This is a genomic window from Alloprevotella sp. OH1205_COT-284 (assembly GCF_003859795.1).
Classification (GTDB): Bacteria; Bacteroidota; Bacteroidia; order Bacteroidales; family Bacteroidaceae; genus Alloprevotella.
Genome location: NZ_RQYI01000040.1, coordinates 20,035 through 40,277 on the forward strand (window position 1 = coordinate 20,035; position 20,243 = coordinate 40,277).

Consider the following 20,243-nt stretch of genomic DNA (forward strand, 5'->3'; position numbering starts at 1 on the left):
TTACAGACGTTGATGAAAAACATAATGTTTCCTGTCTTTATACTCTTGTGAGGGATCCGTCCGAACGATGTTGGACAGTCGGCCGACGTCCGTCACGGAATCATCGGTTTGAAGAATGCCAATGCCTTCCGATAGAGGAGAGTACATGTCTTTTTCCACGCGTTTTGAAGTGACGAAATAAGAAGCGTCCTCTTCGTTGATACCCAAGGCCTCGGCGGCTTCTTTTTGCAATCGGGTAACGTGTTGGGCAATTTCAATGTCGGTGACCTCTCCGTCGAAGACTTCCACTTTGAAGAGTCGTCGTTTCATGAAGTTTTGTGCCAAAATCGAAAGGATCTTGTCGTCGTGTTGTTGCCATACGTTGAGTGCCGAGATCATGTCGGCATCGGTCAGCAACAAGTAGTTGTCGAGTGCTTTCGGATCGTTGGAAAATCGTTCGGCATCGACGTGATTGTAAAGAAAATAGTGAAGTGCGGGTGTTGAAAACAGTATTTGATCGCGTCGTGCCAGCCACTTGGCGCGCCGAAGAGCGGAACGGAGCACCTCCTCGGCAGCCACGACGGTTTTGTGAAGATACACTTGCCAATACATCAGACGTCTGGCCATCAGATAGTTTTCAACCGTGTGCAACCCTTTGTGTTCCACCACCAAGTGGTCGTTTCTCACATTGAGCATCTTGATGATGCGTGCCGTGCCGATGCTACCCTCTTGCACTCCGCAATAAAAGGAGTCGCGGTTCACGTAGTCCATGCGATCCACATCGAGTTGCGAAGAAAGCAGTTCGTGAAGAAAATGTTTCGGATACTCGTCTTTGAAAATCTTGATGGCCAATGACAGGTCGCCATGCAGCCGCCGATTGATGCGCTCCATGATTTTCAGCGAAATCTCCTCGTGGTGCACACCGATAGTCAGCACGTTTTCGAGCACATGGCTGAAAGGACCGTGTCCCACATCGTGAAGCAAGATAGCGGCTTCGGCGGCTTCTCTTTCGGAGTCAAAAATAAACTCTCCTTTTTGCGACAGGATGAGCAAGGCCTCCTGCATCAGGTGAAAAGCACCGATAGAGTGTTGTTTTCGAGAATGTTTGGCCGAAGGATATACAAAGCTCGACGTGCCCAATTGGCGGATATGGTCGAGCCGTTGAAATTCGGGTTGGTCGATGATTTGGCCGAGAAGTCCTCTGGGAACAGAGGTGAAACCATAGAGAGGATCGTTGATGATGATTGCACTCATGGGAAAAAGTTTATTTGGCGAAGTTACGCATTTCTTAAAATAAAATAGTAATTTTGCCGTTAGAAAACATACCGATACATTAGAATATATGCTCACCATTAAACAAATCACGGATAATCGGGAGACGGTCATCCGTGGCTTAGAAAAAAAACATTTTGTCGGCGCAAAAGAGGCCGTAGAAGCCGTTTTGGCAGCAGATCATAAAAGAAAAGTTGCACAAGGAGAAATGGATGCTGCCCTTGCCGAACAAAAAGTGTTGGCCAAAAACATCGGCAACTTGATGAAAGAAGGGAAAAAAGAGGAGGCCGATGCCGTCAAAGCCAAGGTGGCAGAGTTGAAAGCCAAAAGTACACAACTCGAAGAAGCCATGAAAGCAGCCGAAGAGGAACGTACGGAATTGCTCTATACCATTCCCAATATCCCCTATGAAGCTGTACCCGAAGGAAAAAGTGCGGAAGAAAACGAAATCGTCAAAACCGGAGGCGTCAATCGGCCGCTGCCGGAAAATCCGCTCCCCCATTGGGATTTGGCCAAGAAATATGATTTGATAGATTTCGACCTCGGGGTGAAAATTACGGGAGCCGGTTTTCCCGTCTACAAAGGGCTCGGTGCAAGATTGCAGCGCGCGCTCATCAATTTCTTTCTCGACGAAGCTCGCGCTTCCGGCTACACGGAGGTCATGCCGCCAACGGTGGTCAATGAAGCATCGGGATATGGCACGGGACAGTTGCCCGACAAGGAGGGGCAGATGTACCATTGCGCGGCCGACAACCTCTACCTCATCCCTACCGCAGAGGTGCCCGTGACAAACATATATCGTGATGTCATTCTCGAAGAGAAAGAACTCCCTGTCAAAACTTGTGCCTATACACAGTGTTTTCGCCGCGAAGCCGGTTCTTATGGAAAAGATGTGCGCGGGTTGAACCGTTTGCACGAGTTCTCAAAAATAGAAATCGTACGCATCGACCGCCCCGAAAACTCACAGAAGAGCCATGAAGAGATGCTGGCGCATGTCGAAGGCTTGCTTCAAAAGTTGGAACTCCCTTATCGCATTCTCCGCCTCTGTGGTGGCGACATGAGTTTCACTGCGGCTCTGTGCTATGATTTCGAGGTGTATTCCGAAGCACAACAACGTTGGTTGGAAGTTTCTTCCGTTTCCAATTTCGACAGCTATCAAGCCAATCGTTTGAAATGTCGCTATCGTCGTGCGGCCGACAAGAAAATCGAACTTTGCCATACTCTTAACGGCTCGGCACTTGCCCTTCCTCGCATCGTGGCCGCTTTGCTCGAAAACTTCCAAACGCCGGAGGGCATCCTTGTTCCGAAAGCCCTGCAACCCTATATGGGATGCGAAATGATCAAATAAGCTTCTCTTTTCGTTGAACGAACTATTTTTTGTCGAATGCGGAATGCCGATCGACTTTTCGTTCAAAAAAGCGGATCACCTCCAACAGTCGCCTCTTACAAAGAACTTTGAGCGAAAAAACGTTTGTAAATGGTTTCTCGTCCGAAGTTCTTTGTAAGAGGCGGCTGTTCGGTTGAGTTGGCCGCCGGCCGAAAGTCGCAGCAAAACCACACATTTCGCACAACGAAACCTCTGCGAAATTGCCCATACTCTTTTTTCTTTTTCTCCGCGATCAGCTCAAACGCATCTCTATTGGATTGTCGTTTTTTTGGGGGGGGCAGCAGATAAAAAGAAAGGCCGCATCAAAACCAATAGAGTTTTGACACGGCCTCTTTAATGTATTGAGAAACGTAGTTACTCGAATTTCGGATACAGATTAGTTTTTGAAGAAATCTGCAACGTCTTCATTGCGTACCATTTGCTCATCAAAGATGTAAGCACCGGTTTTGGAGCTCTTCACCATTTTGATCACCTTGGTATACGAACGTCCATCGGTTTTTCCGGATTGGAGCGAAGCGACTGTTTTCTTTGCCATGGTTTATGTGTGTGAGAGTTGATTATTTGATTTCTTTGTGAACCGTCATGCGTTTGAGAATGGGGTTGTATTTCTTCAATTCCAAACGTTCGGGAGTGTTCTTTCGATTTTTCGTGGTGATGTAGCGGCTCGTACCGGGCATACCACTTTCTTTATGTTCGGTGCATTCGAGAATAACTTGAACGCGATTGCCTTTAGCTTTCTTTGCCATGATTGTGATGATTAGCCGATTACTTTAATATCTTTCCAAGCGCAATAACCATTGTTTACTGCACTGTTCAACGCTGCGTCAAGACCCAATTTGTTGATCAAACGCAGGCCTGCTGCCGAGATTTTGAGAGAAATCCAGCAATCTTGCTCAACATAATAGAACTTCTTAGTAAACAAGTTCGCATCAAAGGTGCGTTTAGTGCGACGCTTTGAGTGAGAAACGTTGTTGCCAATCATGGCTTTTTTACCTGTAATTTGACAAATCTTAGACATTACTATCTGTAATTTTGTGTTTCTAATTTTTATTATTCCCAATCGAGGGGCAAAAATACAATTTAATTTCTTATCTGACAAGCTTTTCATGAAAAACCATAAGTGTAAAAAAAGAGATTAACCTTTAATTGTAAACACCGAAAAGCAAAAACTCTTATCGGAAACTTAGTGAAAAGTATTCTTGTGGGGACGGCTGCAAGGCTTATAGACGTTTTCTCAGAGTCGCGATTGACGGAGTGGGCAATGGAGTGAACCGCAAAATCATTGTTCTAAACGTTTTCTTTTGCTTTTCCCACATGCCCGAACGTATCCTTATTTTTGTTTTTGGTTCGTTACGAAAACGGATTTGCAATTCAAAAAAATATAATCTTCATTGCAATTTGCACGTTATTTTGTATCTTTGCACGCATCCTCAGCGGATGAGGGTAGAAATCTTGATAATAAGATTTTGATTTCAAGATAAATATAAAAATACTCGTTATCTTTTTTATGAAACGAACCAAACGTGTAAGACAAGTATGGGCATGGGTGCTGATTGCAGCTTTCATGTTTGTCTTTGTCGGACAGAATTTTCATGCTACGTTTGGACATAAAGATGCCGAGCAGACCGAGCAGGGATGCTGCCATCATAAAGGTGTCGCCGCAAATGGAGATCTCCCCGTCTATAAGGAGATCTGCCATATTTGTGATTTCACTTTTTTCAATGCCGAAGCCTCTGCTTATTGCTTGTACACTTTTGTTTCCGGGTATAACGAAACGAAACTTCTTGATTTTGACGCTCTGTTGATTTATCGCCCTATTTTTGCGATAAATGCCCATTCTCCCCCATTGTTTTCTTAGTTCTCTGCTTCCTTTTATAAGGTCATCATGTTCTGATGATCGGGATATTTTTGTCTTTTCATGAAAGACAGGGGAAGCCATTTCCTTTTTTTATTACTCTTCCGTGTTGTCTTTTTTCATCGTGCTTTTGAAACCGACGATGTGAAAAGAAGGCTCGAAAGGGGAATTGTATCACATTTTCTTTGCTCATTGTGAGGAAAGTGTGGCGATCTGCACCGCTAAAACGGAGCTGTCGTTCTCATATCCTTAGGGAAACAATGGATAAAGTCTTTTTTGATTTTAAGAAAACCTTCTTGCTCTTCCTCGGTCTGTTTTTGGGGATGGGCGCGGGAAAGGCCGTGACGGACACGGATAGCATCATCTTTCATTCGGAAAGAGAGCCTTTTCCCAAGCGCACGATCAGTGTGGGAGAGGCTGTTGTAAAGGCGGTTCGCCGCAGCGTGAGCGGCAATGCCGTGAGCCACCGCATTTCGGCAACAGACATTCAACGTTCATTGGGAAAGTCGCTTACCGATGTTTTGCAGACGGTGGCCGGTGTGTCATCGGTTCAAACCGGAAGTAATGTCGCAAAGCCCGTCATTCAAGGCATGCAGGGCACTCGCATCCTCATCTTGAACAACGGCGTCCGCCAGACCGGACAGCAATGGGGCATCGATCACGCGCCGGAGATTGACCAGCATAGCACTCAAAGCATCCATGTGGTGAAGGGTGCCGAGTCGGTGAGATATGGTGCCGAGGCACTTGGCGGCATCATCTTGCTGGAACAAAACGCACTTCCTTATCGACAAAAAGACATCACCGGAAGTGTCGCCACGCTTTATGGCACGAACGGCCGACGATATGCCCTTTTGGGGCGTGTCGAGGGGAGCTTGCCTTTTGTGAACAACGTGGCGTGGCGGTTGCAAACGACATGGGGAAACGGGGGCGACCGTTCGACTGCCCGATATTTGCTGAACAATACCGGCAGTGGGGAGATGAACCTCTCGGCTGCCATTGGCTGGAAAGACGAAAACCGGAAAGCCGAGTTTTTTTACAGTCGTTATGATCATCGTTTCGGGGTGATGAGAAGTGCACAAATGGGAAACGAGGAGCTGTTGACGGAGCGCATCAAATTGGGACAACCGACGCAGATTTATCCTTTTCGGAGAGCGATTGATTTTCCGTATCAGCATGTCGTACACCACAACGCGACTTTCAAACTCCATTATTTCAGCGAAACACTCGGAACATGGCTTTGGCAAACGGCCTTTCAGCAGGACGACCGCACCGAAAACCGCATACGCCGCTTGAACCGCTCCGACATTCCTGCCGTTTCGTTGCATCTGCATTCTTTTCAAAATCAGCTGAATTGGCGTAAGGATTTTGGTGAATGGAGCACGGAGGCCGGCGGACAGTGGGTGAGTATCAACAATCGAAATCAAGCCGGCACGGGTGTTGTGCCCATTATTCCCAACTATACCGAAAACAGTGTGGGCGGCTATGTGATGCAGAAATATGCGAAAGGCAAATGGGGAGCGGAGGCGGGATTGCGCTACGATCACCAAACGACCAAAGCGGCAGGATATGATTGGACGGGAAAACTGTATGGCGGTACGCGGCATTTTGACAATCTGACCTATTCCGTCGGGGCAAAATATCGCTGTTCTCCCTCCTTGGCCGTGACGTCCAATTTGGGCATGGCTTGGCGCGCCCCCCACGTCTATGAGTTGTATAGCAACGGCAATGAGCTGGGCTCCGGAGTGTTTGTGCGTGGAGATGAACATCTCTCTTCGGAACACGGATACAAATGGATTACTTCCGTCGAGTTTCGTCACCCAAACATAAAGCTGCGCGCAGACGGATTCTTGCAGTGGATAGACAATTATATCTATGACGAGCCTACGCACAAAAACATCACCGTAGTTTCGGGAGCTTATCCGGTTTTCCAATACAAACAGACTTCCGCCTTTTTCCGCGGTGTGGATGTGGACGCTTCGTGGACGCCCCTGCGCAGTGTAGGTTATCGTACACAGTTGTCGTTGATTTGGGCGCATGAACATAAAACCGGCAATTACCTTCCCTATATTCCGGCACCGCGAATAACGCAAGAGGCGACTTGGTCGTCCAAACTCGGGAGAGACGGAAAGGTGTGGGTAGGAATAAAGCATCTGTTTGTGGCACGACAAACTCGTTTTAATCCTGCCACCGACTTGATTGCAACCACGCCTCCCGCCTACGGACTTTGGGGAGGAGAAATAGGATGGGAGTATTCGCCGGGAGCGAAGCAAAAGCTGCGTTTGCTTGTTGCGGCCGACAACCTTTTTAACTTGCAATATAAAGAGTACACCAACCGTGCTCGCTATTATTCCCACGACTTGGGACGCGACATTCGCTGTTCTTTGAGTTGGATGTTTTAGGTTTATTTTTTATTTATCATCATTATTATTTCAACACACATGAAACGAAACTTTTTGAAATTCTTGGGAGCAGTTTTGCTCACGCTGCCTCTTGCTTTTGCCACGACAGCCTGCTCCGATCCCGACGAACCTGCCAATGAAAAAGAAAACAAACTCCATGAAGATCCCTCCAAGGCCGTGATCACGCTGACGAAAGGGCGCATGGCCGATTTTGATCCGGCTGCCGGCACTTTCTCTCCCGAAGGAGAGTTTGTTTCGCTCGGAGAAACACAAACGTATGCCATGGTGCTTCATCCGGAAAAGGGTTGGCAGTTGGAAAATGGAAGTATCGAAGGTTTTTATGTGGAGGATGTCACAGAAAATCCCGATGTGGTTTATTCGTTGGATATACAGTATTTCAACGCCCAAGGCAAGAGCATCAACCACGAATTTATGGAAGAGGGGCAAGACGCCATTCATCAGCATTTCTTCTCTTATTACGAAAATCGAGTGCGTGTGCGTAAACCGGAAAATCTGCCCTATGTCTATCACTATGCCGATAGAGATAAGGGCGGAAAGTTCATCGCCGAAAAGAACCCTTTGGGATTTCATGGCTATATTCAATTCAAAGACAAATTCCACTTCGAACTTTCCATCGACCTCATGCACGCCGCCAAAAGTAAATACAACAACGACGGATCGGTTTCCCCTTATTACTCTCCTTCGCCCGAACAAGTCGGAACGGCTCTTTGGGACATCAACATCAAAATTCCCGTTTACATCAAGAAGTTGAGCCATTTTGCCGACGTTGCTTCTGCCGAACTGATCTTCATAGAGGGACATTTGCACGGACACCCGAAATTTCATGAAAATCTCTATTCCAAAGAAGTGAAATATATCGGTCGTCGCGATACGCTCCGCTATACATTGACGAATGGAAAATGGATGGCAGATGCGGCAAATTCCCAAAGAGTGGTTTGCGAATCCAATCACCCCCACTATGCTTTGCTCGTAAACTATTATGATAAAGATCACAACTTGATCAACCACCTGTTTGCCGATCAACAAAACGCTTCTCTTCACCGTCATTTCTTCTATGTGACGGATGTGGCTCCCACCTTTGACGGAGAAGCGGAAAGCGACGATAAGAACGGCCAAGGCTTCTTTGACTATCACTATGTGGATACCGATCCTTGGAATCAAACCATAAAGTTTGACGGAGCCAAATGGATTGGCGAAACAAATCCCGTTGGTTTCAAAGGATACTTCGGCTTTAAGAAAGCGAGAAAACAATTTACGATGAATGTGCGTCTTCTGTATTCTAAAACAAAGGAGGTGTTGGGTAAGGGAGGCAGTCTGCCTTGGCATCATATTCCTGCGATCTCTGTAATGGCCGATACGGAAGCTCTCCCCACCATTCCCGTTCCCATGATTGTTTACATGGATAGCAATGAGCGTTCTCTTGAAGTGGAATTGGATACGGCCGAGTCCGATCTTTCGCCCGAAGGACTTCGCACCATTCGCTCTCTCCAACGTGCCTACGGCATTGGTTTTGAGGAAGCCGTTTCCGAATTGTATTGGAACTTCAACGGTGTGCGTCCCCCTCACTCCAAGAAAGGCTTCTGGTTCTGATTTTAGGACTTGAAGCAATTTCCTCCGGACTTTCGGAGCACTGTTCCCGACTTTGAACATCTCCGTTTCTCACTTCAAAAAAAGCGAAGCCGGCTTCATGCAAGACGGCTTCGCTTTTCGATCTTTCAGATCCTAACGAAAGTCTGAATCGCCGAGGAAAGAAGCAGATGGGAACTTGTGAAAATTAGGTCAGTGACAGATATTTCTACATAACGAGTAGAAAATTCTAAGTAACGAGTAGATTTTTCTGCTCGTTACTTCGTTTGCACAGCTTTCGGAGCAAGATGCGTTCCGACGCATTAAAAATATATCCGTACAAACCGAAGAGAAGGTGAGGGCATTCTTCGTGGAAAAGCAACTATCTGCCCCTACCGGGAGTTTTTCTTATTTTTGTCTACATTGTCTACACTATCCTTGTTAAGTTATAGATATATAGTCGGTTGCGAATGTAGACAATGCGAAAAATTACCTACATTCGTTGCTGCAACCTACACGCTGCATCGGAAAGGCGTGCAAAGGTGCGAAATCGTTCGTGTAGGCAGTGTAGTTTTTGGGAAATCTGTCTACATTCTTTCTTATCTGTGTATCATTGATTTAACCTCTTTCCGTGTATATTGGAAATTTGTTGTATACACTTTCATTTCGCTGAATTTCAGTGAGATGAAACGCGTAGTGTATGTTTTTCGGCATTTTTAAAGTCCGCATAACGAGCGATTGCCCCCTAAAAAACACGTTTGACGTGTTGCCAAAGGTGCATTCGCTCTCACATCACAAAAAAGATTTGACGAGAGGGGACTTGATTTTTGAAAAAGGAAGTGAAAGGTTCTATCATTCCGTGGCCGAATGGTATCAAGTATTTGCTCTATTCTGATGACATTCCTTGCTATCTTTCACTCAAACAAAGGAGAAAAAGAGAGAAGTATTTTGTGATGTCGAAGAAAGTCGATATATTTGCGCTCGATTTAGATCATTTTTAGGTTTTCGACAATCTAAAAGCGTCGTAAGTTTACAAAAAACGGTATGCGCCGTGTTCGCTCGGAGCTTATTCGGACTTACGATGAAGATATTCATAAACGAACAAAAACTAACACACACAATGAAAAAGGATCTTCATCCCGAAAACTATCGTCCCGTAGTTTTTAAAGACATGTCCAATGGCGATATGTTCTTGTCTCGCTCTACTTGCAAGACTTCTGAAACCATCGAATTTGAAGGTGAAACTTATCCCCTCGTGAAATTGGAAATTTCTTCCACTTCTCACCCCTTCTACACCGGTAAGTCCAAACTCGTGGATACCGCCGGACGCGTAGACAAGTTCATGAGCCGCTACGGTAAAAGCCGCAAATAAGAAAAGTTTTCGGTTTCCTCCGAATCGAACAAAAACGAAATCGCTTTTCTGTTCGCAACAGCAAAAACCTCCTCACTACTCGCAAGAGTTTTGAGGAGGTTCTTTTTTGCCCTTAGTTGATTGTGTAAGAAAGGGAGGATTGGTGACTATTCAAGTATCTTATCAGTTCTTTGGTGACATTTATACGGGTTTGCGGACTGCTCAACGTCACGTGGTTAGATGAATCGGCATCGACAATTTGGAAGTTCAGTACGGTTTCACCATGAGTGCTTTGAATGAGATCTATCATTTCCGTTACCAGCCGATTGTCCAGTTCATTGAGAGAGGCTTTGATCGTGATCGACTGAATTTTTCGGTCTTTCACCTCAGAGAGCCAATCCACCTTTCCGATATGAAGATCGGGATCGCCGTTTCCCCAACGTCGCGGAGTGACTTGTGCTGTGACAAACAAGGAGTTTCCGGGAGCAAAGTAACCTTTGAATTGCGCCCATTCATCACCGAAAATAGCAAACTCTCCACCTCCGGCATAATCCTCCATACGCACGCGACCGAAAGCGGCTCCTCGCTTGGAAATTCGTTCTTCCACTTGCGTGACGATGCCCCCGAAAGTTATGTTCTGATCCATCCAAGAGGACAAATCCGCTATCTCCGGCATTTTCAGAGTGCAAAGATGATTGACCACGATGGAATATTCATCAAGCGGATGACCGCTGATGTAAATACCGATGAGATCACGCTCTTTATTCAGTTTTTCCAAATCGCTCCACCGTTCAAAAGAAACTGGCGGTTTGGGTTTGCTGATCTCCACCGTGTCTTCTCCGCCAAATAGGGAGTTGACACTTTCTTCTTTGTCTATTTGGAAACGCTGCCCATAAGTGATGAGGGTTTCGAGATAAGTAACTCCCGTTTCCGTTTCGGCAAAAAACCGTTCTCTCGACACCGTGCCGAAACTATCGAATGCACCGGCAAGAGCAAGACATTCGAGATTCTTACGATTGCAAACATAAAGATTGACACGTTCGAAGAAATCGTAGACAGACACGAAAAGACCGGCACGATTGCGCTCGTCAATGATCGTCTGCACGGCATTCTCTCCCACTCCTTTTATTCCTCCAAGTCCAAAACGGATGTTGCCCAAATGGCTGACGGAAAACTTATGATAGCTTTCGTTGACATCGGGGCCAAGACACGAGATGTTCATCGCCTTGCATTCGTCGAGAAATTTCGTCAGATCCGTAATGTTGTTGAGCGAACGGCTCATGACGGCTGCCATGTATTGAGAGGGGAAGTTGGCCTTCAAATAAGCAGTCTGATAAGCCACCCAAGAGTAGCACGTGGCGTGACTCTTGTTGAAAGCATAGGAGGCAAAGGCTTTCCAATCTTCCCAGATTTTTTCCAAAACCTGAGGATCATGCCCGTTGGCTTGTCCGCCTTTGACAAACTTGGGGTACATCTGGTTCAACTTGTCGATGAGCTTTTTCCCCATGGCTTTACGCAGGTTGTCGCTCTCTCCCCGAGTGAAATCGGCAATTCTGCGCGAAAGGAGCATGACCTGCTCTTGATAAACCGTGATGCCATAAGTGTCTTTCAAATACTTCTCCATGCAGTCCAAGTCGTACGTAATCGGCTCTATGCCGTGTTTACGCTTGATAAACTGAGGGATATAAGCCATCGGCCCCGGTCTGTAAAGGGCGTTCATCGCAATGAGGTCTTCAAAAGTCGTGGGATGAAGTTCGCGAAGGTACTTCTGCATGCCGGGCGACTCAAATTGAAACGTACCCACTGTTTGGCCATCGCAATAAAGCTGATAAGTAGCCGGATCCTCAATATCAACATTGTCGATGTCCAACTCGATGCCGAGTGAAAAACGAATATTTTCCACAGCTTCGCGAATGATGGAAAGCGTTTTCAGCCCGAGGAAGTCCATCTTGATCAATCCGGTTTCTTCGATGACACTGCCTTCGTATTGTGTGCAACGCAGTTTTTCTCCGGTTTCTTTGTCTTCGGCAGTAGAAATCGGCACCCAGTCTGAAATATCATCCCGACAGATGATGATACCGCAAGCATGCACTCCCGTGTTGCGCACATTGCCTTCGAGCATCTTTGCATAGCGAATGGTGTCGCGCAGCAAGGGATCCGCAGACGTCTCCGCGTCGCGCAACTCCGGTATGCAGGCAATGGCGTTGTTAAGATTCATCTTGGGGGATTTCCCATCGGGGCCTTCGGGCAATTTGTCGGGAATGAGCTTACAAAGTCTATTGGCTTCGTTGAGCGGAAGTTGCTGTACCCGAGCCACATCTTTGAGAGCCGACTTTGTGGCCATCGTGCCATAAGTGATGATGTGTGCCACTTTTTCCGCACCATATTTTTCGGTCACCCATTGCAAAACCTTTCCGCGACCGTCATCGTCGAAATCGACATCGATATCGGGAAGAGAAATACGATCGGGATTCAAAAAACGCTCAAAAAGGAGGTCGTATTTGATCGGATCAATATCGGTGATACGCAAACAATAGGCCACGGCACTTCCGGCCGCCGATCCACGCCCCGGCCCTACCGAAACATCGAGTTGCTCTCTGGCCACCTTGATGTAGTCTTGCACAATGAGGAAGTAGCCGGGAAAACCCATTGTTTTCATGATGTGCAGTTCAAAACGGATCCGTTCGTCCGTTTCTTTGTCGAGCGGATTTCCGTATCGCCAATGCGCCCCTTCGTAGGCAAGTTTAGCCAAATAGTCGGCCTCCAATTTGATACGATACAGCTTGTCGTATCCTCCCAATTTCTTAATCTTTTCTTCGCCCTCTTCGCGCGACATCACGACATTGCCGTTTTCATCTTGCGTGAACTCGTCAAAAAGCTGTTCTTCCGTGAATCGGGCTCTGTATTCCTCCTCTGTTCCGAAATCTTCGGGAATTTCGAAGTTGGGCATAATCGGGCCATGGTCAATGCTATAAGTTTCGACCTTGTCGCATATTTCAATCGTATTTTGCAGAGCCTCCGGCAAATCTGCAAAAACTTCGTTCATCTCCGCCTGCGTTTTGAACCATTCTTGCTTTGTGTAAAGCATACGCGTACTGTCACTCAAAAAGCGGTTGGTGGAAAGACAAATCAGTCGATCGTGCGACTCTGCATTCTCCTCGTCTACAAAGTGAGAATCGTTCGTGCAAATGTATTTGATGCCATGCTTCTTCGCCAATTCTATGAGTGCTTGGTTCGACTCTATCTGCAAGGGATAGGTTCCTCTGTTGGCACGCACCGCAGGATCTTTTACTTCATGACGTTGAAGTTCAAGATAATAATCCTCTCCGAACACCCGTTTGAACCAAAGCACCGCCTCTTCCGCTCCTTCTGCATCGTTAGTCAAAATTTTACGCGGAATCTCTCCTCCTAAGCAGGCAGAACTTACAATCAGTCCTTCGCTGAAACGCTCCAAATCGTGTTTATCCGTTCGCGGACGCATATAAAATCCATCAATCCAAGAGCGGCTGACCAATTTGATCAAATTGTGATAGCCTTTCTTGTTCTTGGCCAAAACAACGAGATGCCATCCGCTCTGATCCTGCCGACCTTCTTTTAATTCTTTCTTGCGACGGGCACAATACATTTCACATCCGAAAATGGCCTTAAAATCCACAACTCTCTGTGCCTTCTCCATTTCCTTTTCACATTCGGCTATGAGTTGCTCGGTCGTTTTTCCCACATCCGATTTGTCGCCCTCCTTCGTTTTGTAAGTCCCCTCTCGAAGAGCTTTCAGTTTTGCGTCACAAGTTTTAAGCGTCTTTTGGGCTTTCCCTTTCAGCTTTTGGGTATAGTTGAAGAAGTCCTTAATGCCCATCATGTTTCCATGATCGGTGAGTGCCATTCCTTTCATTCCGTCTTTGATGGCCTTGTCTACAAGTCGCTCAATGGTGGCTTGCCCGTCAAGAATGGAATAATGGGAGTGTACATGAAGATGAACGTAAGGGATCATAGGGAAAGACTTATGAATGAGAAATATAGACGTTAATTGTAGAAACTCCAACTGATCCCCATGCGTAGCACACGAGGATTGGTCGGATAATGGGGTACGAGGAAGGATGCACCTTGCGAACTATTCACATGCGTATAGGCTAAATAAAAACGGACGCCTTTCAGCGTGAAGTTCACATAAGTATTGATCCACGGATAATTTCCGATTTGGGTGCGATGGGCTGCATCTTGCACAGCATATTGCCCGATAATCGGACTGTAAGTAGGTGCATCGTATTTCGTGAAATATCGTATGTCGGCACCCAACTCCGTGTCGAGCACGCGTGCAATGCGGAATTTCAGATAGGCATTGCTCCAACCTGTAAAGAGCGGTATGGGCAACACCTGTTGTTCCGTACTTTTTTGCAACGTCAATTCGTTATCCCAATGAAAAATGCCCCATTTGCAACTTTGGCTGAACGAAGCCATAAAGAGTTGGATATTTTTGGAAGTCTGATTTACCGTCACTCCATATTTCATCGTTGCCAATGTGGGAGGTTCCGCACCCGGCACTTGCGTTTCCTGAAAGTAGACTTGGTTTTGAATCGACTCGACTCCCATTTTCAACAAACTCTTTCCATAAGAAAGACGTCCTTCAAAACGAGTTCGAAAAACATTGTTCAAGTCCTTGTCCCACCAAGCATTGCGCCCATGGTGATGCTTATAGTAGTAGGCCGGTGTTTCGTTTCTGATAAAGCCTCCGGCTTCCAAAGAGAGCGTGTCTCGGCCAAAACGAAAATCGAGTGCCATTGTCCCCTCTAAATTAAATTCTCCCCAATCCGTTCCCGTTGTGCGCGTTTCTCCCAACACATCATACCGCAGCAATCCGGATTTTTCTCGCAGCAACTGCGCACCGAGCGTGATATAGTTAAACGTCTCGGTCTTCATCTCTTTTTGAAGATCAGGCAATGTAAAACGCGCCAATTCATGTTTGGCAAAAAGCCGCATGCCGGTCTTGACCCATTTTTTGAACCCCTCCTGCATTTCCAAAGCAAACGTATTTTGCAATGAGAAATAACGGGTATCGTCAAAGGCCATTTCGTCCGGCAAAAAACTATGCTGAAAATATTTATCCAAACGTTTGAGCGAACTGAAACGACGATCGTTATGCTCCAAGTTAAAGGTGTGTATTGCCGCAGCCACAGGCACAAACTGTCTAATCAGCGTTGTGTCGTTCTTTTCCTGCAAGCTAATTCGTGAGTCGTATTCCGCCATTCCAAGACTATCTTGCGACAACAAAGTCGTATCGACGGCAGCATTTTCGGGCAATAGTCGGGAAGGAGTTTTTTGCACCACCTTACCCGCAGAATCCACATATTGATAATAGCCCACCGAATAGCGATGCGACAAGAAAAGACGGCTGATATTCAAACGGTTTTTGACGCCTTCCAAACGAACGGGCATATCCCCCGGTTGATACCCGGTGGGGAAAGACTCGGGATTCGTAATGTAGGCATCGTCTTCCAAGCCTCCGTTTTCCACGTTTTTCAAATGGTTTGTATTATAGAAGGCATGCAACTGATATTGATCGCCGCGATAGCTCCCGTAAACACTACCTCCCAACGAAGAGTTGCTTTGGTTTCGATAATACCCCATACCATAGGAATAGTCAATATTAAATCCCACTCCTGCCCGTTTGTTGATGTTGGTAGCAAATATGGCACGAAAGTGGTCGTCGCCCTGCACCTTGTTGCCGGAAGCATGGTAGTTAAGGTTTGCTATGGGCGACTTGGTATTGGTAAAAACAAAATTCTGGGTCGATTTCAAAAACCAATCATAAGGTTTGGCAAAAATAAATTGCGATCCCATCATATAATCTTGTACTCCCGAATAGACACGCGCAATGCGCGGTGCCCCCATATTGCCGGTAAAATTGTATTCCCCGTGCCTGCCCTCGGTGTAATTGGTGTTTTGAAACAAATACGACAACGTATCGGGCGACATGGGGCGCACTCCTCCAAAACGTTCGTCCACCTGCCATACGAACATCCCTTTCGGAACGGAATTGGGGTCAATGCTGTCTGTTTCGCTCTTGAACGCGCTCTTTTTGTCGTACCTCCCATTGCCTCTATCTTCCAACAATCGAGGAGTTTGAGCCACAGCACTAATGACAAAAAGCATCGCTATTGCGATGCTCATCAAAAAGTAAAGTGCTTTTTCTCTAATCTTCATATTACAAAGTCGCTAATCGCTTTGACTATTTTTTGTCTTGTCATCTCGCCCACCTCCACAAGAGGCAAACGCAACACGTTGGAAATCTCATCTTTTTCTGCCATCATACATTTCACGCCGGCCGGATTTCCTTCGATAAAAGCCAATCGATAAAGCTCTCTCAAAGACGTATGGATGCGACGAGCTTCCATCAGGTTTCCTTCGCGAAGATACTGCACAAGATCCGATATCTCATTCGGGAATGCATTGCCGATTACCGAAATCACCCCCACGGCACCGAGTGTCATCAATTCAAACGTAAGGGCGTCATCTCCACTGATCACGCCAAATCCTTCCGGAGCTCCGGCTATGATGTCTTCAATCTGAGCAATGTTTCCACTCGCCTCCTTGATGGCCACGATATGTTCAAATTCACGCGCCAAGCGCAAGGTCGTTTCAGCAGTCATATTCACACCGCATCGTCCCGGAACATTATATAGCACGACAGGCACCGGAGATGATTCCGCTACGGTTGCATAGTGACGATAAAGCCCCTCTTGCGTAGGTTTATTGTAATAAGGCGTCACTATCAGCACTCCCGAAATTCCTTCGAAATCGGTGTTTTCAAGAAAAGAGCATACCGCTCTCGTATTGTTGCTTCCGCATCCCAAAAGAATGGGAAGACGCCCATCTACCGTGTCCACAAACGTTTCCACGATAAGTTCCTTTTCCTCCACACTCAAAGTAGGAGTTTCGGCCGTTGTTCCCAACGCGCAAAGATAATCGACTTCTCCTTTTTCTATGAGTCGTTCAATATGTTCACGGAGAGCGAAAAAGTCGATCTCTCCTTCAGATGTAAAAGGGGTGATAACGGCAACGCCTGTTCCTTGAAAGATATTGGTTCTCATGCCTTGATTGAAATGTGCTGGAGAAAATGAACGAAAGAAAAGAGAAGATGAATAATAGTCTGAAAGACCAATGCAAAAGTAACGATTTAATTCTATATTCACAAAAAACTTCTCATTTTTCTATTTTAGGATAACGGAGTTTTTTGCAAAAACAATTCTCTTTTGCCAATATCCTCTCGGTTTTTCAATATGACATAATCTTATTGAAAACAAAATATGACCAACATTATTGTCTGGTAAAATTTCTCTATCTCCCATCCGGTTTTCCATACTCCCGCATGGCTACGTTTTCCCCCGGACGGGTGCGTTTTTCGTCAAAAAGAAGTTTTAAGAGGCGAAAAAGTAGGTCGGAATAAAAAAATATTTTATTTTTGCGTTTGAAATCCCCTAATACACACAGCCTATCGAAAGAACATTACGCGTATTCATTAAAAATCCACGAAGTAATGGAGTATTTCAAGCAAATGGCCGATAAAGAATTGGTCAATCTTTATCTCTTCGGAAACAACGAAGCGTTCGATTGTCTTTTGGAGCGATATAAAGATAGGTTGTATCGTTATATCTTGTATTCTGTCCGCAACACCGATTTGGCTGACGATTTGTTTCAAGAAACATTCGTAAAAGCCATTGTCCACCTGCGCCAAGGACGCTACTCGGAAACAGGAAAGTTTTACTCATGGCTCACGCGTATAGCTCACAACCTGATGATCGATTTTTTCAGACAGGAAAGCGGATGTTCCGTTGTCAGCAACGAGGAGAACGGAGGAGATGTCTTTGAACAAATCGATGTGGTCGAGAGCTATATGGAGGCCGAATTGGTAAACGAAGAGACCTTGCGAGATGTGCGTAAACTAATGGAGAAGCTGCCCGACAATCAAAGGGAAGTCGTTTTCATGCGCTTTTATCAAGACCTCTCATTCAAGGAAATCGCAGAAATCACCGGCGTTAGCATCAACACTTCCCTTGGAAGAATGAGATATGCGCTGCTCAACATGAGAAGAATGGCAAAAGAAAACGGACTCTCTCTCGAAATCATCTGAAAAATCCCCAATTCTTTCCTGCCTCAAAAAGTATCGGGGCGAAATATACTAAACGCACCAAACGCACGTTAATAGAAGTATAGACCTTATCGGCGGATATTATTCTCGTGTTTGTCGAAACGACAAATCCGCACAGAAAGCATTCGCCATAAGTTTTTCACCTCTTTCTCATCAACGTGCCTATGGAGCATTTTACCCCTTCCGAATTGAAGCCTCGCGAGGCGACAATAGATTTCATCAAGCGTTTTGCACGCGATTATCGGCCGAAACAAGTAGGCAATGTTATAGTCACTATCCTTCACACAACCACCTCCGCCTCTTTCGATCAATGCTGAGGAGGCCGACACAGACATGAAAAAAATTCTTCTTTTAGGATCCGGCGAACTCGGCAAAGAGTTCGTCATTGCTGCCCAACGTCTTGGGCAACACGTAGTGGCATGCGACAGCTACGTCGGTGCTCCCGCCATGCAAGTAGCCGATGAGAGCGAAGTTTTTTCGATGCTCGACGGCGAAAGCCTTGACGCAGTAGTGGCCAAACACAAGCCCGACATCATCATTTGCGAAATAGAAGCCATTCGCACCGAACGCTTGTATGCCTACGAGCAACAGGGTATAAAAGTCGTTCCTTCCGCACGTGCCGTGAACTACACGATGAATCGAAAAGCCATTCGTGACCTCGCCGCACAAGAACTCGGTTTGAAAACCGCACGCTATTTCTACGCCACCACATTTGAGGAATTGCAAGCCGCTGCTGCCGTGATCGGCTACCCTTGCATCGTAAAACCACTCATGAGTTCGAGCGGAAAGGGGCAAAGCCTTGTGAAATCAGTCGACGACTTGCGCCATGCTTTCGATTACGGCATCGAAGGCAGCCGAGGCGACATCAAAGAATTGATCATTGAAGAGTTCGTGCATTTCGATTACGAAATCACCCTGCTCACCGTCACCCAAAACAACGGGGAGACCCTCTTTTGCCCCCCCATCGGCCATGTGCAAAAGGGAGGCGACTATCGCGAAAGTTTCCAGCCCATTGCCATGAAAACCGAACATTTGGAGGAGGCACAGCGACAAGCCCACGCCGTGACCGAAGCCTTGACCGGTGCCGGCATTTGGGGGGTGGAATTTTTTATCAGCAACGAAAACGGCGTATATTTCAGCGAGCTCTCACCCCGCCCCCACGACACGGGAATGGTGACGCTTGCCGGCACGCAAAACTTCAATGAGTTCGAACTACATTGCCGTGCCGCCCTCGGTTTGCCCATTCCCTGCATAAAGACCCTGAGAAAAGGGGCAAGTGCAGTCATTTTGAGCAACATTGCTTCGTCGGAACGTCCCTCTTACCGAGGACTCGAACAGACTTGCGAAGAGGACGCGGATCTGCGTATCTTCGGCAAACCCTCCACTCGCATCAACCGTCGTATGGGGGTGGTATTGGTGAGCGGTGACACCGATGCCGATCTCGACGCCATACGAGAAAAAGCGAAACGATTGGCCGGATATGTAGAGGTGTGCTGAGTCCGCTGATAGGGAAAGCAACATCATCGAAAGGATTTTCCATAAACATAGCTTTCCGGTAAACGTCAAAACCGCACAAAGTTCTTGCCCGAAACCCTGCATATAAATGGGTTTCGGGCTTTGTTTTTCAAAAAGCCCCCCCCTCTCCAATCGATACTGTCTTATAAAAGGGATCAGCGGAAGGTCCATGGGGAGAGGCAATATTTTTATAACCTTTGCATTATGGATTTACTAAGACAGCTTGCCTGTTTGATGCTCCCCTCCCAACCTTGATGATTTTGAAGTAGTCAAGGTAGAGTAGAGTGTCACTCTGATAGAGATAAGTTTGGATGAACTCTATCTCGATTCCTATAAATGCACCGATGATATAAAAACCTCTGCAAAATCCCCTTATAAAATTGTCCAATCCGAGAAAAAGAACGGATTGGACAATTTTATAAGGGGATTTTGCAGAGGTTTCAAAGTAGATGATTCGGGCTTCAAGAGTTTCAATGTCATAGCCGCTACCTTATACGAACATTACGACGAGGTACTTAACTTTTTCGTAAACCGCGTAACAAATGCTTTTACAGAATTTTTCAATGCTATTTTTTAAAAATAGGGTAGCATTGAGAGGAGTAACCGACATGAAATTTTTCATGTTCAGAATGGCTATGATTTATGCGTAGATCTCACGGGGCGATACTGTCCTATAAAAGTGTGTAAGCTCCAAAGTTCTTATCTTTGTGGTGAAATTCGAAAACAGACTAAGAACAATGAAGCTTACGATG

At 46.2% G+C, this 20,243-nt stretch carries 15 protein-coding genes; 8 read left to right on the forward strand and 7 right to left on the reverse strand.

Annotated elements, in window-relative coordinates:
* A complete protein-coding gene (locus tag EII14_RS08490; protein WP_124932105.1) occupies positions 1–1,233 on the reverse strand; it encodes an HD domain-containing protein in 1,233 nt (410 codons plus the stop codon).
* A gap of 88 nt (positions 1,234–1,321) precedes the next feature.
* Between EII14_RS08490 and serS the strand changes: the two genes are divergently transcribed.
* The gene (serS, locus tag EII14_RS08495; protein WP_124932106.1) at positions 1,322–2,599 is read left to right on the forward strand and encodes a serine--tRNA ligase; all 1,278 of its coding nucleotides are present in this window, start codon (positions 1,322–1,324) and stop codon (positions 2,597–2,599) included.
* Between the two features lie 415 nt (positions 2,600–3,014).
* On the opposite strand, the gene EII14_RS08500 is transcribed toward serS, so the two are convergent.
* The 3 genes from EII14_RS08500 to rpmB are packed head-to-tail and all read right to left on the reverse strand — an operon-like array spanning position 3,015 to position 3,656.
* Positions 3,015–3,173: a DUF4295 domain-containing protein gene (locus tag EII14_RS08500; RefSeq protein ID WP_124932107.1), complete on the reverse strand. Its 159-nt coding sequence runs from the start codon at positions 3,171–3,173 to the stop codon at positions 3,015–3,017.
* A gap of 22 nt (positions 3,174–3,195) precedes the next feature.
* Positions 3,196–3,384, reverse strand: coding sequence for a 50S ribosomal protein L33 (gene rpmG / locus EII14_RS08505; RefSeq protein ID WP_124932108.1), 189 nt, complete (start codon positions 3,382–3,384; stop codon positions 3,196–3,198).
* An 11-nt stretch (positions 3,385–3,395) separates the two neighbouring features.
* Entirely contained in the window at positions 3,396–3,656 is a 261-nt protein-coding gene (gene rpmB, locus EII14_RS08510) for a 50S ribosomal protein L28 (RefSeq protein WP_124932118.1), read from the reverse strand.
* Positions 3,657–4,145: 489 nt separating this feature from the next.
* Here rpmB and EII14_RS08515 point away from each other — a divergent pair, with 489 nt between their 5' ends.
* From EII14_RS08515 to EII14_RS08530, 4 genes are all read left to right on the forward strand, one after another.
* Positions 4,146–4,496, forward strand: coding sequence for a hypothetical protein (locus EII14_RS08515; RefSeq protein ID WP_124932109.1), 351 nt, complete (start codon positions 4,146–4,148; stop codon positions 4,494–4,496).
* Positions 4,497–4,753: 257 nt separating this feature from the next.
* A complete protein-coding gene (locus tag EII14_RS08520) occupies positions 4,754–6,892 on the forward strand; it encodes a TonB-dependent receptor (RefSeq protein WP_124932110.1) in 2,139 nt (712 codons plus the stop codon).
* 39 nt (positions 6,893–6,931) lie between these two features.
* Positions 6,932–8,503 (forward strand): hypothetical protein, encoded by a 1,572-nt coding sequence (locus EII14_RS08525; protein ID WP_124932111.1) that lies wholly within the window; start codon positions 6,932–6,934, stop codon positions 8,501–8,503.
* Positions 8,504–9,599: 1,096 nt separating this feature from the next.
* Positions 9,600–9,851: a type B 50S ribosomal protein L31 gene (locus EII14_RS08530; protein ID WP_124932112.1), complete on the forward strand. Its 252-nt coding sequence runs from the start codon at positions 9,600–9,602 to the stop codon at positions 9,849–9,851.
* A gap of 112 nt (positions 9,852–9,963) precedes the next feature.
* Here the strand turns inward: EII14_RS08530 and dnaE are convergent, their stop codons facing one another.
* From dnaE to dapA, 3 genes are read right to left on the reverse strand one after another with little or no spacing between them, the layout of a single operon-like run.
* Complete coding sequence (gene dnaE, locus EII14_RS08535) at positions 9,964–13,821, reverse strand: DNA polymerase III subunit alpha (protein WP_124932113.1); 3,858 nt, start codon at positions 13,819–13,821, stop codon at positions 9,964–9,966.
* A 32-nt stretch (positions 13,822–13,853) separates the two neighbouring features.
* Positions 13,854–16,031 carry a putative porin gene (locus EII14_RS08540; protein ID WP_124932114.1) on the reverse strand — a complete coding sequence of 726 codons (2,178 nt, stop codon included), beginning with the start codon at positions 16,029–16,031 and terminating at the stop codon, positions 13,854–13,856.
* Positions 16,028–16,918 carry a 4-hydroxy-tetrahydrodipicolinate synthase gene (gene dapA, locus EII14_RS08545; RefSeq protein ID WP_124932115.1) on the reverse strand — a complete coding sequence of 297 codons (891 nt, stop codon included), beginning with the start codon at positions 16,916–16,918 and terminating at the stop codon, positions 16,028–16,030. Before dapA ends, EII14_RS08540 begins: the two co-directional genes overlap by 4 nt.
* 446 nt (positions 16,919–17,364) lie before the next feature.
* Here dapA and EII14_RS08550 point away from each other — a divergent pair, with 446 nt between their 5' ends.
* The 3 genes from EII14_RS08550 (at position 17,365) to EII14_RS08560 (ending at position 20,068) form a co-directional block, all read left to right on the forward strand.
* A complete protein-coding gene (locus tag EII14_RS08550; protein ID WP_124932116.1) occupies positions 17,365–17,958 on the forward strand; it encodes an RNA polymerase sigma factor in 594 nt (197 codons plus the stop codon).
* A 351-nt stretch (positions 17,959–18,309) separates the two neighbouring features.
* Positions 18,310–19,473: a formate-dependent phosphoribosylglycinamide formyltransferase gene (gene purT / locus EII14_RS08555; RefSeq protein WP_124932117.1), complete on the forward strand. Its 1,164-nt coding sequence runs from the start codon at positions 18,310–18,312 to the stop codon at positions 19,471–19,473.
* A gap of 424 nt (positions 19,474–19,897) precedes the next feature.
* Positions 19,898–20,068 carry a transposase gene (locus tag EII14_RS08560; protein WP_370242231.1) on the forward strand — a complete coding sequence of 57 codons (171 nt, stop codon included), beginning with the start codon at positions 19,898–19,900 and terminating at the stop codon, positions 20,066–20,068.
* Positions 20,069–20,243 lie beyond the last annotated feature (175 nt).

What these genes read in the sequence shown, in the direction of transcription:
- EII14_RS08525 (WP_124932111.1), top strand. Translation starts at nt 6,932, where the DNA reads ATGAAACGAAACTTTTTGAAATTCTTGGGAGCAGTTTTGCTCACGCTG.
- rpmG (WP_124932108.1), bottom strand. Translation starts at nt 3,384, where the DNA reads ATGGCAAAGAAAGCTAAAGGCAATCGCGTTCAAGTTATTCTCGAATGC.
- EII14_RS08530 (WP_124932112.1), top strand. Translation starts at nt 9,600, where the DNA reads ATGAAAAAGGATCTTCATCCCGAAAACTATCGTCCCGTAGTTTTTAAA.
- rpmB (WP_124932118.1), bottom strand. Translation starts at nt 3,656, where the DNA reads ATGTCTAAGATTTGTCAAATTACAGGTAAAAAAGCCATGATTGGCAAC.
- purT (WP_124932117.1), top strand. Translation starts at nt 18,310, where the DNA reads ATGAAAAAAATTCTTCTTTTAGGATCCGGCGAACTCGGCAAAGAGTTC.
- EII14_RS08500 (WP_124932107.1), bottom strand. Translation starts at nt 3,173, where the DNA reads ATGGCAAAGAAAACAGTCGCTTCGCTCCAATCCGGAAAAACCGATGGA.
- EII14_RS08490 (WP_124932105.1), bottom strand. Translation starts at nt 1,233, where the DNA reads ATGAGTGCAATCATCATCAACGATCCTCTCTATGGTTTCACCTCTGTT.
- dapA (WP_124932115.1), bottom strand. Translation starts at nt 16,918, where the DNA reads ATGAGAACCAATATCTTTCAAGGAACAGGCGTTGCCGTTATCACCCCT.
- dnaE (WP_124932113.1), bottom strand. Translation starts at nt 13,821, where the DNA reads ATGATCCCTTACGTTCATCTTCATGTACACTCCCATTATTCCATTCTT.
- EII14_RS08515 (WP_124932109.1), top strand. Translation starts at nt 4,146, where the DNA reads ATGAAACGAACCAAACGTGTAAGACAAGTATGGGCATGGGTGCTGATT.
- EII14_RS08540 (WP_124932114.1), bottom strand. Translation starts at nt 16,031, where the DNA reads ATGAAGATTAGAGAAAAAGCACTTTACTTTTTGATGAGCATCGCAATA.
- EII14_RS08550 (WP_124932116.1), top strand. Translation starts at nt 17,365, where the DNA reads ATGGAGTATTTCAAGCAAATGGCCGATAAAGAATTGGTCAATCTTTAT.
- serS (WP_124932106.1), top strand. Translation starts at nt 1,322, where the DNA reads ATGCTCACCATTAAACAAATCACGGATAATCGGGAGACGGTCATCCGT.
- EII14_RS08520 (WP_124932110.1), top strand. Translation starts at nt 4,754, where the DNA reads ATGGATAAAGTCTTTTTTGATTTTAAGAAAACCTTCTTGCTCTTCCTC.